This window comes from Clostridioides sp. ES-S-0006-03, from assembly GCF_020662275.1.
Classification (GTDB): Bacteria; Bacillota; Clostridia; order Peptostreptococcales; family Peptostreptococcaceae; genus Clostridioides.
In genome coordinates this window covers 352,455-366,250 of the sequence record NZ_JADGMM010000002.1, presented here as the reverse complement: position 1 = coordinate 366,250, position 13,796 = coordinate 352,455, and the positions used below count along the sequence as shown (strand labels likewise).

Here is a 13,796-nt window from a genome sequence, read left to right as displayed (position 1 = left end):
TATTATATAATATAATTTTACTTATTTATATAATATCATCTTATTTTATTATTATAATGGTTAAAAATTACTTTTACCTGATATTTTTCAAACAAAAAGAGACATCCATAAAATTTATAAAAGATGTCTCTTTCTAATTCCTTATATTTTATTTTTCAGATATATCATTGTTATCTTCTAAAATAACTGCTGTTCCATAAGCAAGCATTTCTGCCGCTCCTTGCATAACTGAAGCTGAAGACAATCTAAATGCTATTATTGCATTTGCACCTTTAGATTCTGCATCTTCAACCATTCTACCAATTGCAATTTGTCTTGCTTCTGTAAGCATTTCATTATATCCTGTAAGTTCTCCTCCAACAAGATTCTTAAAGCTTGCTCCTATATCTTTTCCAACATGTTTTGCTCTTATCGTACTTCCTCTAACTAGCCCTAAAACTTCTGCTATTTTTTTTCCTTCTACTTTTTCTGTAGTTACTATTAACATAATATATCAACTCCTTTATATTCCTGTTTAATATATTATATCATGTAAATAGCAATCTTCTTAATAAATCTTGTAATTTAATACTTTATCTAGGAAATCTATACTATAAAATAAGATATTTCGTTAACCAATTATGTTCCTAATCAATTTTCTATATATAAATTTACTTAGTTAACTCATCATATAAACTTAAATTGTATTCTACATTCAATTTTAAATCCTTAATTTTTTTAATAATCATTTCACTAAAGCTTCCTTTTTCAAACCAGATATTTTGTATGTCTAAAAGTTCTATCTCTTCTAAAATGGCCTCCATCTTAGACTGCTTATCTATAATAGCTACAACATCAATATTGTGTGGTACGTCTTTTAGGCACTCATATACATCTATACCTTCAATATTCTTTTTCTCTTCATCTATAGCAACAACTTTGTACATATTCTTTTTAAGTTCATCTAATATTTTATATGCTTTGCTTTCTTCGTCACTATTATTTAATATCACTGCCCAAGAATCACATTTAAGTAAATTCATAAATTCTCCTCCATATAAATCCTACTCTATTTTACAACCGTAGCTAATTAAACTTCAGTCAATTTTTTATACTCATCAATAGTATTTACATTTAAAAATAAATCTTCGTTATCAAAGTATATATAGCTTTTATCTATTTTTTCTATAAGAGTTCTAAGCTTCAAATCATTTTTCCCTATACATAAAGATACTTTATTTATTATACTCTTTTTGTATCCAGAACACAATGGTTGTAACTTTCCATTTGTTACTGAAATTACACTTTTATCATCCATTTCATCAGCTATTTTTTCGACTACTTCATTATTTAGATATGGCATATCACATGCAACTGTAACTATATCATACTTTGCATGTTTAAGAGCAGTATATATTCCTCCTATTGGACCAACATTTTTTATTATATCATTATAAACTTTAATGTTATATTTTGAGTATAATTCTTCATTGTTAGATACTATTATTACCTCATCAAAATTTTTAAATACTTCTATTGCAATTTCAATAAAAGGCTTTTCATGTAATTCTAGAAAAGCTTTATCTTTACCCATTCTAGAACTTTTCCCTCCTGCTAAAATTACACCTGTTTTTTCTATACAAATCGCCTCCTTTAAAATACTTTTATTTATATTTGAAAAATGGCGCTATTGCGCCATTTCAACATTGATTGACTACTCAAAAATCTGAATAATTTTTTCTTTAAATGCATTCATAAGTTTTTCTTTTTCTTCTAAATATTCACTATAACACTCATATTCTCTACATATACAATTTATAATTTCACTTGATGTAAAATTGATTTTTTCAAGATTATAGTTATATAAAATTTCAACACTATCAACCTCACTTATGCTATTAAAAATACAATCATATATATCTTCAATTATAAAATTACTATCTTCTTCAAATTGACCTAAAAGTTGTTCTCTATTTTCTTCAAGCAATACATTTTCCTTTATAAACTCTACAAAGTTTTCAAAATCTTCAGTGTTATTACATGGTTCTATTTCAAATAGTATCCTAAAAAATAAATTCCATGGAAACTCTGTATTTAGTCTACTTCTAAAATGATTTCCTAAATCATTACAGAACTTATCATCAAATGTAGGTTCTCTTTCAAACTCTATTTGGTCATTAAAATCTATATCTTTATTTACAATTTCATTTAATCTTGCAAACTCATCAAGCATAAAATTGCCTAAAACTTCATCACTTATATCTTGTTTATTAAAAGAATAACTTAATATAGTTTCACATGGCTTTTTAAAATCCACAACAAAACCTATACTTTTATTCATCTTTTCTGAAAAAGCATCATACACTAATTTTGCAAAGAGTTTTTCAATTTCTTTTTTACTTACTTTCATGTTAAAAGACTTTCCTGAATGAAAGTTTTTATAAATACTCAAAAGCTGATTATCTATCATAGTAAGATTATTCTTTATAGAGTCCATCATATCCTTTATAAATTTATCAGCAAGTAAATATGTGTTATTTTTATAAATTATTTTATGTTCAATCTCACTCCAAAACACATTTACAAGAGATTTAATTTGAAGTTCAAATTTTACTTCTCTATCTAAATATGCAAAAACTCCATCTATCTTATATATTTCAAATCCATTTTTTTGCTTATTAGGTTGTCTTTCAGACAATTTTAATTTAATATTTTTATTTTCTTTATTATAATAGTTTATTTTATCATCTGTTTTATTAAAATATCTTCTTAAAAGCCTATATATCTTATTTTCATCCTCAATAAATCTACACTCAATTCTTAGTCCTATTAAATCAGATACATTATGAATAAGATTACTTGCCTCCCCATATTTTTTTAAATATCTATTTCTAATTATCTTTTCCCTCAAACTTGATTCTGATTTTATTCTAGAGGTTACATTTATATACTCTTGATTTTTTTCGTCCAAGATATTTTCAAAGTACTCTTCTATTTCATCTGATATAGTTTCTAAAGTTGGAGACATTACCCTCAACATTTCTATAGACTCTTCAATAAAATCAAATTCTTTTAATCCCATAAATTTTTACACTCCTATGTTTAATAACTGTTAGCTATTTCAGTTCTTTATATTTAACTACATTCTTATTTTAACATTTTTTCCTATTATAAGTAAGTATTCTCCAAAAACCTTCATATATATTTCAAATTAGAATTAAAATATCAGATAAAATTAAAAGATTTTGTGATAATAAAATTATAAAAATAGTGGATTTTTTTTCCTAATACGAGTATACTATAGATATAAATATTTAACTAATTAGTTAAATATTTATATCTATAGTAGGGAGGATATTATGGTAAAAGTATTTAAAGCATTAAGTGATGAAACTAGAAGAGAAATTTTAAAATTGCTTAATGAAAGAGATATGAATGCAGGAGAAATAGCAGGTCATTTTAATATGTCTAAACCAGCAATATCTAAACATTTAGATATTTTAAAAGATGCAGAACTTATTAGTTCAGAAAAAATGGGGCAATTTTTGATTTATTCTATTAATTTATCGGTCCTTCAAGAAGTACTTGGAAACTTCTTGGATATTTTTAAAAAGATATAGGAGGCTATTATGGAAAATATAGGTTTAATATTACTCATAGCATTATTAATTATAAACTATGTAAATGCACCAGAAATTTTAGGTTTTTCAAAAGATAACCCTAAAGTTAAAACTGCAAGAAGGTTACAAATGTTATTTTTAATAGTCGCAGTTGGAAGGTTTATCATTCCTTTACTAGGTATAGATGAGATATTTTCTTATGAAATTAACGACAAAGTATCAGTTATAATAAATGCCATTATAATTATGTATTTTGGTAATTTATTACCTAAGCTACAAATTTATAAGAACATAGATACTAAATGTGCTTGGGCCATTGGAGATGAAAAAATATGGAAAAAGGCAAGTAAGATTTTTGCGTATTTATCATTTGTTATATCTATTGGAATGATTATATTGAGTTTTTATTTTGATTCAGATACAGTCACAACAGCATGCCAGTTCATATGGTTTGCAATACCATTATTATATTTATTACTTCATTATAGAAACAAATTTAGAGCTCCTAGTCCTAAATAAATAGTTGTAAATAAAATAAAGCCACCTCTTCTTAAAAAAAGCCATACTTTATTTTAATATTGAAATGAAGTGTTTATAAAATAAATTGCCACCAAGACATTTATGGTGGCAATTTATTAATAATCATATTTTTAGTATTTTATATAATTTCTAAATATATTAAATTAAATTTTCTTCAATTAAAAACCTATATATATACCTATTGTTAAAAAAACTAAAGATACAGCTGTTAAAATCAGTAATATAGGCATTATAAATTTTACCCATTTTGAAAAAGGAATATGAGCTACTGCAAGTGCTCCCATTAGTACTCCAGATGTTGGAGTTATAAAGTTTGTAAGACCTACCCCAAATTGATAAGCAGTTACTATAACTTGAGCTGATATATTAACTAAATCACCAAGAGGAGCAAGGACAGGCACTGTAAGTGAAGCAAGTCCTGAAGATGATGGAATCAAAAATGCCAACGCAGCTTCCAAGAAAAATGATAGATATACAAATATAACCTTTGGAAGTCCACCTAAAAAGCTTGCTGCAGAATTTAATATAGTATCTATTATAAATCCATTTTGAGCAATTATTACAATTCCACGAGCTAAAGCTATTGCAAGGGCAGCTGATGCTAAATCTTTTGCTCCATCTATGAAACTATCGGAAATTTCACTTTGTGACAATCTACCAACTAATCCAGAAAGTACACCTATCGCAGCAAAACACATTGATATCTCTGGAATATACCATCCTTGACTTAAAACACCCCAAATCATTATTGCCATTCCTATTCCAAATATAGCAAGAACAGATACTTCTTTAAAAGTAAACTCTTTTATTTCAGTTGAAGTATGATTAAGTATTGATTTATTATTTTTATCTATCTCATACACTATTGAGCTTTCAGGGTTTTCTTTAACTTTTTTAGCATAATACATAACAAATGCTATACTGATTAATATATATGCTATAAAAATCACTACTCTATATGCTACTCCTGAACCAGGAGCAAGTTGAGCTAGTGCTTGTGCAATACCAACTGAGAATGGATTTATTGTCGATGCAGCCGCTCCTGCCGCTGCTCCTATAAATACAATCGCAATGGCGGTTAGAGAATCATATCCTAAGGATGTCATAAGTGGAACAAATATCATATAAAATGGTAATGTTTCTTCTGCCATCCCAAATGTAGTACCTCCAAGACCAAATAAAATCATTGATATTGGAATTATAAGTAGTTCTTTTCCTTTAAACTTCGATATAACTGATGCTATTCCTGCTTCTATAGCTCCAGTTCTATTTACAATACCAAAAGCACCTCCAACTATTAAAACAAATCCTACAACTTCTGCTGAATCAATAAAACCTTCTATGGGTGCTTTAAAAACATCCGTAAATCCTTGAGGATTACTTTCTACACTTTGATAAGTCCCTGGTACAACAACCATCCTACCTTCTACATCTTCTCTACTAAATTCACCACTTGGTACTATCCAAGTTAATATTGCCATTAATACTATTAGCAAGAATATAATTGTAAAAGTGTGTGGTATAATAAATCGTTTCTTCTTACTGTCAATCATTATAATGTCCTCCATACTTTACTAAATTTTGAATCTATATAGGATACTTTTTAATCTCTCTGACTAAAGTTTTCCCTTTTTACAATTTTTTATTAGCAAAGATACAAAATAAAAAAGCTCTCTTTTAGATTTTAAAAGATAGCTTTTTTTATTTTTATTCAATTTAAATACTTTACTTTCTATTTTACTAATTGAATTTTTTCATTATAATTTGATATTGTTTCTTCAATATTTTTAGATTTCATTATAGTTGACATTACAGCAAAATCATCACAGTATTTTAATGTTTCCTTGACATTAGATGGTAGGATTCCTCCAAGTGCAACGGTCTTAATATCAGTAATTTTCTTAGCTTCCTTCAAAAGTTCAATTCCTTTTGGCAATAAATTTTCTTTACACTTAGTTTCATATATATGTGATAATGTTATGTAATCTATTTTTATATTTAGTTTTCTTATTATTTCTTCTAGACACTTTACTTCTTCTACTTTATGTAATGACAATCCCAGTATCTTATTTTTATTGAAATTATATCTATTTCCCAGTAAATTCAAAAACAATTTAAATGGAAGATGAATACCTTGACAATCTGTCTTTTCAAAAAATTCTATATTGCTATTTATTATAAAGTTTACTTTAAATCCATCATTATTCTCTTTCTTTTTTATACTATTCTTCAAGCTTTCATCCAATATTTTTTCCTGAAAATTAATATACTTAATTTTATTTTTTATCTTTATATATAAATCTTTTAATGCTTCATATTCTAAATCTTTTTCTCTTATTATAATATTTTCTACACCACTCAATATAGATTCTTTAATAACCTCTAAGTATCGTTCCTCGCTACATAAATTTCTATTTGTTATCAAATACATCTAAAATCTTTCCCAATCTTTAAATACATGTTGATAACCAATTGAATTTAGCATTTTCTCTATATCTTCAACAGTACTTTCATCATTTATTTTGAATTGAGCAGTATCATGTTCATCTTGAGAATGCCCTCCTACATCTGTAGATACACCTGCACTTAATTTAGTTACTCCTAAAGGTACTATATGACTTCTCATTTCCAAATTTTCTCTAGTAGATATATTTAAAGCTGCATGAGGGTCAAACAGCCTCATACAAACCATCGCTTGAACTAAATCAGTGTCGCTTATATCTACTAATTCTTCAAAACAACCTTTGAATGGTCTCATTCTTGGTGTTGAATATGAAAGCTCAATATGAGGATATTTTGTTTTTAGATATTTCCCATGCAATATTGTAAAGAAGGTCTCTTTTCTAAAATCATTTAATCCTAAAAGTGCTCCTATTGATAGAGTTCTCATACCTGCCTTTGCTCCTCTTTCAGGAGCATCTAATCTAAATTTATAATTTGATTTTGGCCCTTTTAAATGAACTCTTTTATATATTTTCTCATCATAAGTTTCTTGGTATACAGTTAGACCTTCAACACCTTTGTTTACAATATACTTATATTCATCTATTTCCATTGGATATACTTCAATTCCTATAGATGGAAATTTATCTCTTAATATTTCTATAGCTTCACCTATATATTCTACACTTGAATGAAAACTACTTTCACCAGTTAAAACAAGTAGATGTTTGAAACCCTCTTTTGAAATTTCATTTCCTTCCTCTCTAATTTCATCCATAGTTAGTTTTTTTCTTTTTATTCCACTTTTTATATTGTAACTACAATAAACACATTGATTTACACAGTAATTTGCTATGTACATTGGTGTATATAGGCAGACTGTCTTTCCAAAATATTGAACACTTAATTTATGTGCTTTTTGTGCCATAGCTTCTAAATGTTTTACAGCAGTTTTAGAAAGTAAATTTAATATATCAAAATCCTCAAGTTTGTCTTTTGATAAACTTCTTAAAACATCATTGTCTGTAACATTATTTAAATATCCATCAAAATCAAAATCCCTATATTTTTCTATTACCTCATAAAAACTCATCATCAATCACCACTTTCTATAAATTGCCTAAAAAACCTGTTAAAGGAGAAGATGCATTTGCAAATTCTGATACACTTCCTGTTTTTGCTATATAAGCTTCTCGTCCACCTTCTACAGCTAACTTAAATGCTCTAGCCATTTGCACAGGGTCACCTGCTGAAGCTATAGCAGTATTAACAAGCACTGCATCAGCTCCCATTTCCATAGCTTCCATAGCTTGAGATGGTTTACCAATACCTGCATCAACTATTATTGGTATATCTAATTCATCTATCATTATTTTTATCATTTCTTTCATTTGAAGACCTCTATTTGAACCAATTGGAGCACCAAGAGGCATAACTGCTGCTGCTTTAGCTTCTATAAGTCTTCTTCCAGCATAAAGGTCTGGTGTCATATATGGAAGTACTATAAATCCTTCATCAGCAAGTATTTTTGTAGCTTTTATAGTTTCTTCATTATCAGGAAGTAAGTATCTAGTATCTGATATTACTTCTATTTTTATAAAGTCTCCACAACCCATTTTTCTAGATATTCTAGCTATTCTTACAGCTTCTTCTGCATTAGTAGCTCCTGACGTGTTTGGAAGTATAGTCATTTCTTTTGGAATATATGTTAAGATATTTTCTTGTTTATTATCTAAATCTACTCTTCTAAGTGCCATTGTTATTATTTCGCTTCCACTTTCTTTGATTACTTTAGGCAATATATCATTTGAGCCATATTTACCTGTTCCAACCAATAATCTGCTATTGAATTCATGTCCTCCAAGTACTAATTTATCCATTTTCTTTCCTCCCCATCTTATTTTTTTCAATTTTCAATCTTTTTATTTTCTGATTCACGTATTTACATATCTATAAGTATTTTTGTTGCCAAATTTGCCATATGATTTGCACAAATAGCAACTCTTGGAGCCATAAGTCCCTCTCCAATTTTAGCTTCATTTACAAAATCTCCACATATATAAAATCTATCTCTTATTTTCTTAGTAGTTATTATATTTGAATCATAGTAACCTGCCATACCTGATGATGCTATCAAATATTTATCTTTCAAATTTATTAAGATATAATTACAAACTTGTGCTTTACATGAAGCATCATCAAAAGCTTCAATTATCAAATCTGCCTCTTTAAGTATATCCATATTATATTTATTTAAAAAAATATTTTGCTTTTTTAATTTTATAAATGGATTAATTTTTGTTATATTTTCAACCATAGCATCTGTTTTTAGTTTTCCTATATCATCTATAAAGTATTGCTGTCTATTTAAGTTAGATGGCTCCACAACATCATAATCTATAAGTAGAAGTTCTCCAACTCCAATTCGAGCTAAAGAGATAGCTATATTGGACCCAAGTCCACCTAGTCCCAATATAGCAACTCTTCCTTTTTTTAATTTATTATGCACATTTGGAGTATGTCTAGCTATCAACAAGCTTTCTAACTCATCAAAAGAAGGTTTAACCCCTTTTTGTATAAGTGTTAATTTATCATTTTCAGAAAGGGGAATGTCAGCTTTAATTGGATATCCATTCAACACCAATACATCACATTTATGATTATATTTATCTCTAACTTTATAGGCAGTTGTATTTTTTTCAACATCTGTTAATACTTCATTTACAAATATTTTTATTTTAACCACCTCCAATAAAGCTAATAAGTTCTACAACATCTTCATCCTTTAATATATATGTATTGTAATTGGATTCTTCAATTATTTCTAGATTTATCTCAACTACAACTCTATCGCTCTTCAAATTATATTTATTCAACAAATCTATAACAGTTAAGTTTTCTTTGAATTCAACATTCTTTCCATTAACCTTCACTAAATCACCTCCTCATTTTGACTTTATTCAACTAATTCTCTGCACAAATTATATTAAATTAAGTTCCTCATTGTTTAATATTTTTTTAACTGTTCTCATTGAACACATTTTTCCACACATAGTACAACTATCTTCATGAGTCGGAGTTGACTCATCTCTATATCTTTTAGCTTTTTCAGGGTCTATTGCAAGTCTAAACATTTCACACCAATCTAAATCTGCTCTAGCTTTACTCATTTTGTTATCCCATTCACGAGCTCCTTTAACATTCTTAGCTATATCTCCTGCATGAGCAGCTATTTTAGCAGCTATTATCCCTTCTTTCATATCATCTAAATTAGGTAATCTTAAATGTTCTGCTGGAGTTACATAGCATAAGAAGTCTACTCCTTTAGCACATGCTAATGCTCCTCCTATTGCACTAGTTATATGGTCATAACCTGGGGCTATATCTGTAACCAATGGACCAAGAACATAAAAAGGTGCTCCATGACATAGTCTTTTTTCTAACACTACATTTGCTTCTATTTCATCAATAGCCATATGACCAGGTCCTTCTATCATGACTTGTACATTTCTTTCCCATGCTCTTTTAGTAAGTTCTCCTAATACTACAAGTTCTTGAATCTGAACTCCATCTGTAGAATCTTTTATACAACCAGGTCTACATGCATCCCCCAAACTTAATGTAACATCATACTCTTCACATATATCTAAAATCTTATCAAAATTAGTATAAATAGGATTTTCTTTATTATTTAACTCCATCCAAGCAAATAATAGTGAACCTCCACGAGATACTATATGAGTTAATCTTTCATGATTTTTTATCTTTTGACAAACACTTCTAGTAAGACCAGCATGTATAGTAATAAAATCAACTCCGTCAATAGCATGTTGTCTTATTACATTTAAAAATTCTTCTTCTGTTATATCCTTTAGTTCTTTTTCTAAATACCCTACTGCATCATACATAGGAACCGAACCTATCATTGCGGGTGACATTTCAACAACTTTTTCTCTAAATTCTCTAGTTTTTCCATAGTTACTCAAATCCATTATTGCTTCAGCTTTCATGTCTATTGCCACTTTAACTTTTTCAAGTTCATTTTCTATATTCTTACAATCTCTTGAAATTCCTAAGTTTACATTTATCTTTGTTCTTAAATTTTTACCTACACCTTCTGCACTTAAGGATTTATGATTTTTGTTAGCAGGTATAACAACTTGTCCCTTTGCTATTAATTCTCTTAATTCATTTACATCTACTTGTTCCTTTTGAGAAACGATTTCCATTTCTTTAGTTATTATGCCTTTTCTAGCAGCATCCATTTGCGTTGTATAATTCATATTACATTCCTCCAAGATTAAAGTTATAGTTTTTAACAATAAAAAAAGTGCTTTTCCTTGTTTTGGAAAGCACTCTTATAATCATATATACACTTAGACAAATTTCTCACTATGCAGAATAATTTATCTATTTATATAACAAAATTATATTACAAAGCTTCCCTTCGCAAGCATTATCTTGATCAGGTTATTAGGGTTTGTAAGTTACGGCTTTATCTCTCAGCTAGCCAATTCTAGCGCCCCTAGCTCTAAATTTTTATCATTTTTACAAATTCAGTATAACACAGCAAAAATATTAGTTCAACATAATAATACAAATTTTATATTTTAATCCAGCTAACTTTACTCCAATGATGCACCTTTTTTCGAATTTTCAAGATAAGATTTAAGTATAACAGCCCTTATATTTTCATACTTTATTGAATCTGGAAGTTTTCTTTTTATGTTATTTAAATTTTCATAACCTACTTCTTCACATACTTCTAAAATCATCTTCCTTTCATCTTCACTATAAAAATTTTCTAAATCTAATGTAAATGATATACTTTGCCCATCTTTTAAATAATCATATACATATCCAATAACTGTAGATAGGGAGACTTCTATTTCTTGACTTACACTTTGTATATCCTTACCTTGATTTAACAAATCTAGTGCTATTTCATTGTTTTTTCTGCTTTCTCCATCTAGTATCAATTTTCTTTTTTTCTTTTTCTCCCAAGTAACATCAATACTATTTTCTTTTACATAATGTTTAACTTCATCTAAAATACTAGCCCCATACTTTTCAATTTTTACTTCACCTATACCAGAAATATCCTTTAATTGTTCTTTATCAATAGGATATCTTCCACTTATTTCTTTCAAAGCCTTATTAGTTAAAATCATGTATGGAAGTAATTTTTCTTTTTTAGCATATTCTTCTCTAATATTTATTAGCCTTTCATATAAAGCTTTATCTGTATTAACTTCAAGAAATTCACTATTGACATTTATTAAATCGACATTTTTTTCTTTGTCTTTTTTATCTATATTGTTTTTTTCGACATATTCTTTGATTAGTGTTTCAAAATCTTCACCATATTTTTGATATTTAATTTCTCCTACTCCAGATATATTTAGCATTTCTTCTTTATTGACTGGATAACTACTAGACATAGCTCTAAGTGTTCCATCTCCAAAAACCATATATGGAGCTATTCTTTCTTCACTTGCAATTAAGTGTCTTAATTCTCTTAAAGCACTATATAATTCATCTTCTATTTCTAGAGATTTTGTCATTACAATTTCCTTAAATTCTACCTTTACCTCGCCCTTCAAAACTTTCATAGACATATCATTTAATCTTATAGTTGGGTAACTTCCTCTGTTTCCGCTACCTAAAGTTTCGACTAAATCTAAAAAACCATGAGAAACTAATGTATTTATAAAATTCTTCAAGTCTTCACTTGAATAATCTCTCATAATATTATATGTAGACAAAGTATCTAAACCAAGTTGTAAAATTTTTTTGTTTTTAGACCCTCTAAGTACATCTACAATAGTAGTAACACCATAACTTCTTTTCATTCTAGCTACACATGAAATAACTTTTTGAGCATCTATAGTTTTATCCACTATTTCTCCTTCAACTAAACAATTACTACAGTTATTACAGTTTTCTATATAATTTTCTCCAAAGTAATTTAATATTGTCCTCCTATAGCATGAATTACTATAAACTAAATCAATCATATGCTGAAGTTTTTTATGTTGAAATAATTTTCTTTCAGGATTTTCAACACCAATATCTATTAAATATTTTTGTATATGTACATCTCCTGGAGAAAATAAAAGTATACATTCACTTTTTTCTCCATCCCTACCAGCTCTCCCTATTTCTTGGTAGTAATTTTCTACACTTTGAGGCATATTGTAGTGTATAACCCATCTTATATTGGGCTTATCAATACCCATCCCAAATGCATTTGTTGCTATCATTATATCTATATTATCATTTATAAAATCTTCTTGATTCTTATTTCTTTCATTTTTAGATAAACCTGCATGGTATTTTGATACAGATATATTTCTCTTTGCCAAGCCATTATAAATATTTTCAACTTCTTTTCTAGTAGCTGTATATATAATTCCAGACTCATTTTTATGATTTTGAATATAGTCCAAAATATATTTATTTTTACTAGATGATTTCACTATATTTATTGCTAGATTTTCTCTATCAAACCCTGTTATGTAACAATCTGGACTCTCTAAACACAATAAATTTATTATATCAGCTCTTACCTCTTCTGATGCAGTAGCTGTAAAGGCTGTGACTATAGGTCTTTTAGACAAACTATTGATAAACGTAGAAATCCTTCTATAACTCAGTCTAAAATCATGTCCCCATTGAGATACACAATGTGCTTCATCTATTGCAATTTGACTTATGTCATTATTATTTATTAGTTCAAGAAATTCTTGGGTATCTAATCTTTCTGGAGCAATATAAAGTATTTTATAAGTATTTTTTCTAATATTACTTAATATTTCATTAAATTCTTTGTTTCCCAATGAACTATTTATAAAAGCAGCATTGATTCCCATGGCTTTTAAAGCATCTACTTGGTCTTTCATAAGAGATATAAGTGGTGAAATCACTACTGTCATCCCATCTAATATCAATGCTGGAAGTTGATAACATATAGATTTTCCTCCTCCAGTTGGCATTATAGCTAATACATCTTTTTTATTCAAAATAGAATTTATTATGGACTCTTGGCCTTTTCTAAAACTTGTATATCCATAGTATTTTGATAATATTTCTAAATGTTTTTTATTCATATATTTCTCTCCCAATTCAAATTAATTAAACTTCTTTTCTGATTATGTTCAAATTTTTATTTTTATATTCACAATCGCATTATTCCAAAGTTTCTAGCTGTTATAT

Annotated in this window: 14 protein-coding genes and 1 riboswitch; of the genes, 2 read left to right on the top strand and 12 right to left on the bottom strand. The window is 27.8% G+C overall.

Features of this window, described 5'->3' with window-relative positions; genetic code table 11:
* Window positions 1–148: 148 nt before the first annotated feature.
* The 4 genes from IR151_RS03880 to IR151_RS03865 all read right to left on the bottom strand — a co-directional run bounded on the left by IR151_RS03880 (window position 149) and on the right by IR151_RS03865 (window position 3,061).
* Window positions 149–487 carry a heavy metal-binding domain-containing protein gene (locus IR151_RS03880; protein WP_227433206.1) on the bottom strand — a complete coding sequence of 113 codons (339 nt, stop codon included), beginning with the start codon at window positions 485–487 and terminating at the stop codon, window positions 149–151.
* Window positions 488–650: 163 nt separating this feature from the next.
* Window positions 651–1,022, bottom strand: a complete 372-nt coding sequence (locus IR151_RS03875; protein WP_227433205.1) for a CoA-binding protein — start codon at window positions 1,020–1,022, stop codon at window positions 651–653.
* 47 nt (window positions 1,023–1,069) lie between these two features.
* Window positions 1,070–1,618: a molybdenum cofactor guanylyltransferase gene (locus IR151_RS03870; protein ID WP_413927321.1), complete on the bottom strand. Its 549-nt coding sequence runs from the start codon at window positions 1,616–1,618 to the stop codon at window positions 1,070–1,072.
* Window positions 1,619–1,693: 75 nt separating this feature from the next.
* Complete coding sequence (locus tag IR151_RS03865) at window positions 1,694–3,061, bottom strand: GTP pyrophosphokinase family protein (RefSeq protein WP_227433204.1); 1,368 nt, start codon at window positions 3,059–3,061, stop codon at window positions 1,694–1,696.
* Between the two features lie 277 nt (window positions 3,062–3,338).
* Here IR151_RS03865 and IR151_RS03860 point away from each other — a divergent pair, with 277 nt between their 5' ends.
* Both IR151_RS03860 and IR151_RS03855 read left to right on the top strand, forming a co-directional pair.
* The gene (locus tag IR151_RS03860; RefSeq protein ID WP_227433203.1) at window positions 3,339–3,599 is read left to right on the top strand and encodes an autorepressor SdpR family transcription factor; all 261 of its coding nucleotides are present in this window, start codon (window positions 3,339–3,341) and stop codon (window positions 3,597–3,599) included.
* A 9-nt stretch (window positions 3,600–3,608) separates the two neighbouring features.
* Window positions 3,609–4,118, top strand: coding sequence for an SdpI family protein (locus IR151_RS03855; protein ID WP_227433202.1), 510 nt, complete (start codon window positions 3,609–3,611; stop codon window positions 4,116–4,118).
* 179 nt (window positions 4,119–4,297) lie between these two features.
* Here the strand turns inward: IR151_RS03855 and IR151_RS03850 are convergent, their stop codons facing one another.
* The 8 genes from IR151_RS03850 to recQ form a co-directional block, all read right to left on the bottom strand.
* The gene (locus IR151_RS03850) at window positions 4,298–5,692 is read right to left on the bottom strand and encodes a YfcC family protein (protein ID WP_227433201.1); all 1,395 of its coding nucleotides are present in this window, start codon (window positions 5,690–5,692) and stop codon (window positions 4,298–4,300) included.
* A gap of 179 nt (window positions 5,693–5,871) precedes the next feature.
* Window positions 5,872–6,570: a thiamine phosphate synthase gene (locus tag IR151_RS03845; RefSeq protein ID WP_227433200.1), complete on the bottom strand. Its 699-nt coding sequence runs from the start codon at window positions 6,568–6,570 to the stop codon at window positions 5,872–5,874.
* Window positions 6,571–7,674: a 2-iminoacetate synthase ThiH gene (gene thiH, locus IR151_RS03840; protein WP_227433199.1), complete on the bottom strand. Its 1,104-nt coding sequence runs from the start codon at window positions 7,672–7,674 to the stop codon at window positions 6,571–6,573.
* A gap of 16 nt (window positions 7,675–7,690) precedes the next feature.
* Window positions 7,691–8,461, bottom strand: a complete 771-nt coding sequence (locus IR151_RS03835) for a thiazole synthase (RefSeq protein WP_227433198.1) — start codon at window positions 8,459–8,461, stop codon at window positions 7,691–7,693.
* Between the two features lie 62 nt (window positions 8,462–8,523).
* The gene (gene thiF / locus IR151_RS03830) at window positions 8,524–9,327 is read right to left on the bottom strand and encodes a thiamine biosynthesis protein ThiF (protein ID WP_227433197.1); all 804 of its coding nucleotides are present in this window, start codon (window positions 9,325–9,327) and stop codon (window positions 8,524–8,526) included.
* Window positions 9,320–9,514, bottom strand: a complete 195-nt coding sequence (gene thiS, locus IR151_RS03825) for a sulfur carrier protein ThiS (protein WP_227433196.1) — start codon at window positions 9,512–9,514, stop codon at window positions 9,320–9,322. Before thiS ends, thiF begins: the two co-directional genes overlap by 8 nt.
* 48 nt (window positions 9,515–9,562) lie before the next feature.
* A complete protein-coding gene (gene thiC / locus IR151_RS03820; RefSeq protein ID WP_227433195.1) occupies window positions 9,563–10,864 on the bottom strand; it encodes a phosphomethylpyrimidine synthase ThiC in 1,302 nt (433 codons plus the stop codon).
* Between the two features lie 142 nt (window positions 10,865–11,006).
* Window positions 11,007–11,118: riboswitch (TPP riboswitch) on the bottom strand.
* A gap of 88 nt (window positions 11,119–11,206) precedes the next feature.
* The gene (recQ, locus tag IR151_RS03815) at window positions 11,207–13,690 is read right to left on the bottom strand and encodes a DNA helicase RecQ (protein ID WP_227433194.1); all 2,484 of its coding nucleotides are present in this window, start codon (window positions 13,688–13,690) and stop codon (window positions 11,207–11,209) included.
* Window positions 13,691–13,796: the final 106 nt, after the last annotated feature.

Excerpts from the sequence above, each read along its gene's own strand:
- IR151_RS03860 (WP_227433203.1), top strand. The coding sequence starts at position 3,339 with ATGGTAAAAGTATTTAAAGCATTAAGTGATGAAACTAGAAGAGAAATT.
- IR151_RS03845 (WP_227433200.1), bottom strand. The coding sequence starts at position 6,570 with ATGTATTTGATAACAAATAGAAATTTATGTAGCGAGGAACGATACTTA.
- recQ (WP_227433194.1), bottom strand. The coding sequence starts at position 13,690 with ATGAATAAAAAACATTTAGAAATATTATCAAAATACTATGGATATACA.
- IR151_RS03835 (WP_227433198.1), bottom strand. The coding sequence starts at position 8,461 with ATGGATAAATTAGTACTTGGAGGACATGAATTCAATAGCAGATTATTG.
- IR151_RS03850 (WP_227433201.1), bottom strand. The coding sequence starts at position 5,692 with ATGATTGACAGTAAGAAGAAACGATTTATTATACCACACACTTTTACA.
- thiC (WP_227433195.1), bottom strand. The coding sequence starts at position 10,864 with ATGAATTATACAACGCAAATGGATGCTGCTAGAAAAGGCATAATAACT.
- thiH (WP_227433199.1), bottom strand. The coding sequence starts at position 7,674 with ATGAGTTTTTATGAGGTAATAGAAAAATATAGGGATTTTGATTTTGAT.
- IR151_RS03855 (WP_227433202.1), top strand. The coding sequence starts at position 3,609 with ATGGAAAATATAGGTTTAATATTACTCATAGCATTATTAATTATAAAC.
- IR151_RS03875 (WP_227433205.1), bottom strand. The coding sequence starts at position 1,022 with ATGAATTTACTTAAATGTGATTCTTGGGCAGTGATATTAAATAATAGT.
- IR151_RS03865 (WP_227433204.1), bottom strand. The coding sequence starts at position 3,061 with ATGGGATTAAAAGAATTTGATTTTATTGAAGAGTCTATAGAAATGTTG.
- IR151_RS03880 (WP_227433206.1), bottom strand. The coding sequence starts at position 487 with ATGTTAATAGTAACTACAGAAAAAGTAGAAGGAAAAAAAATAGCAGAA.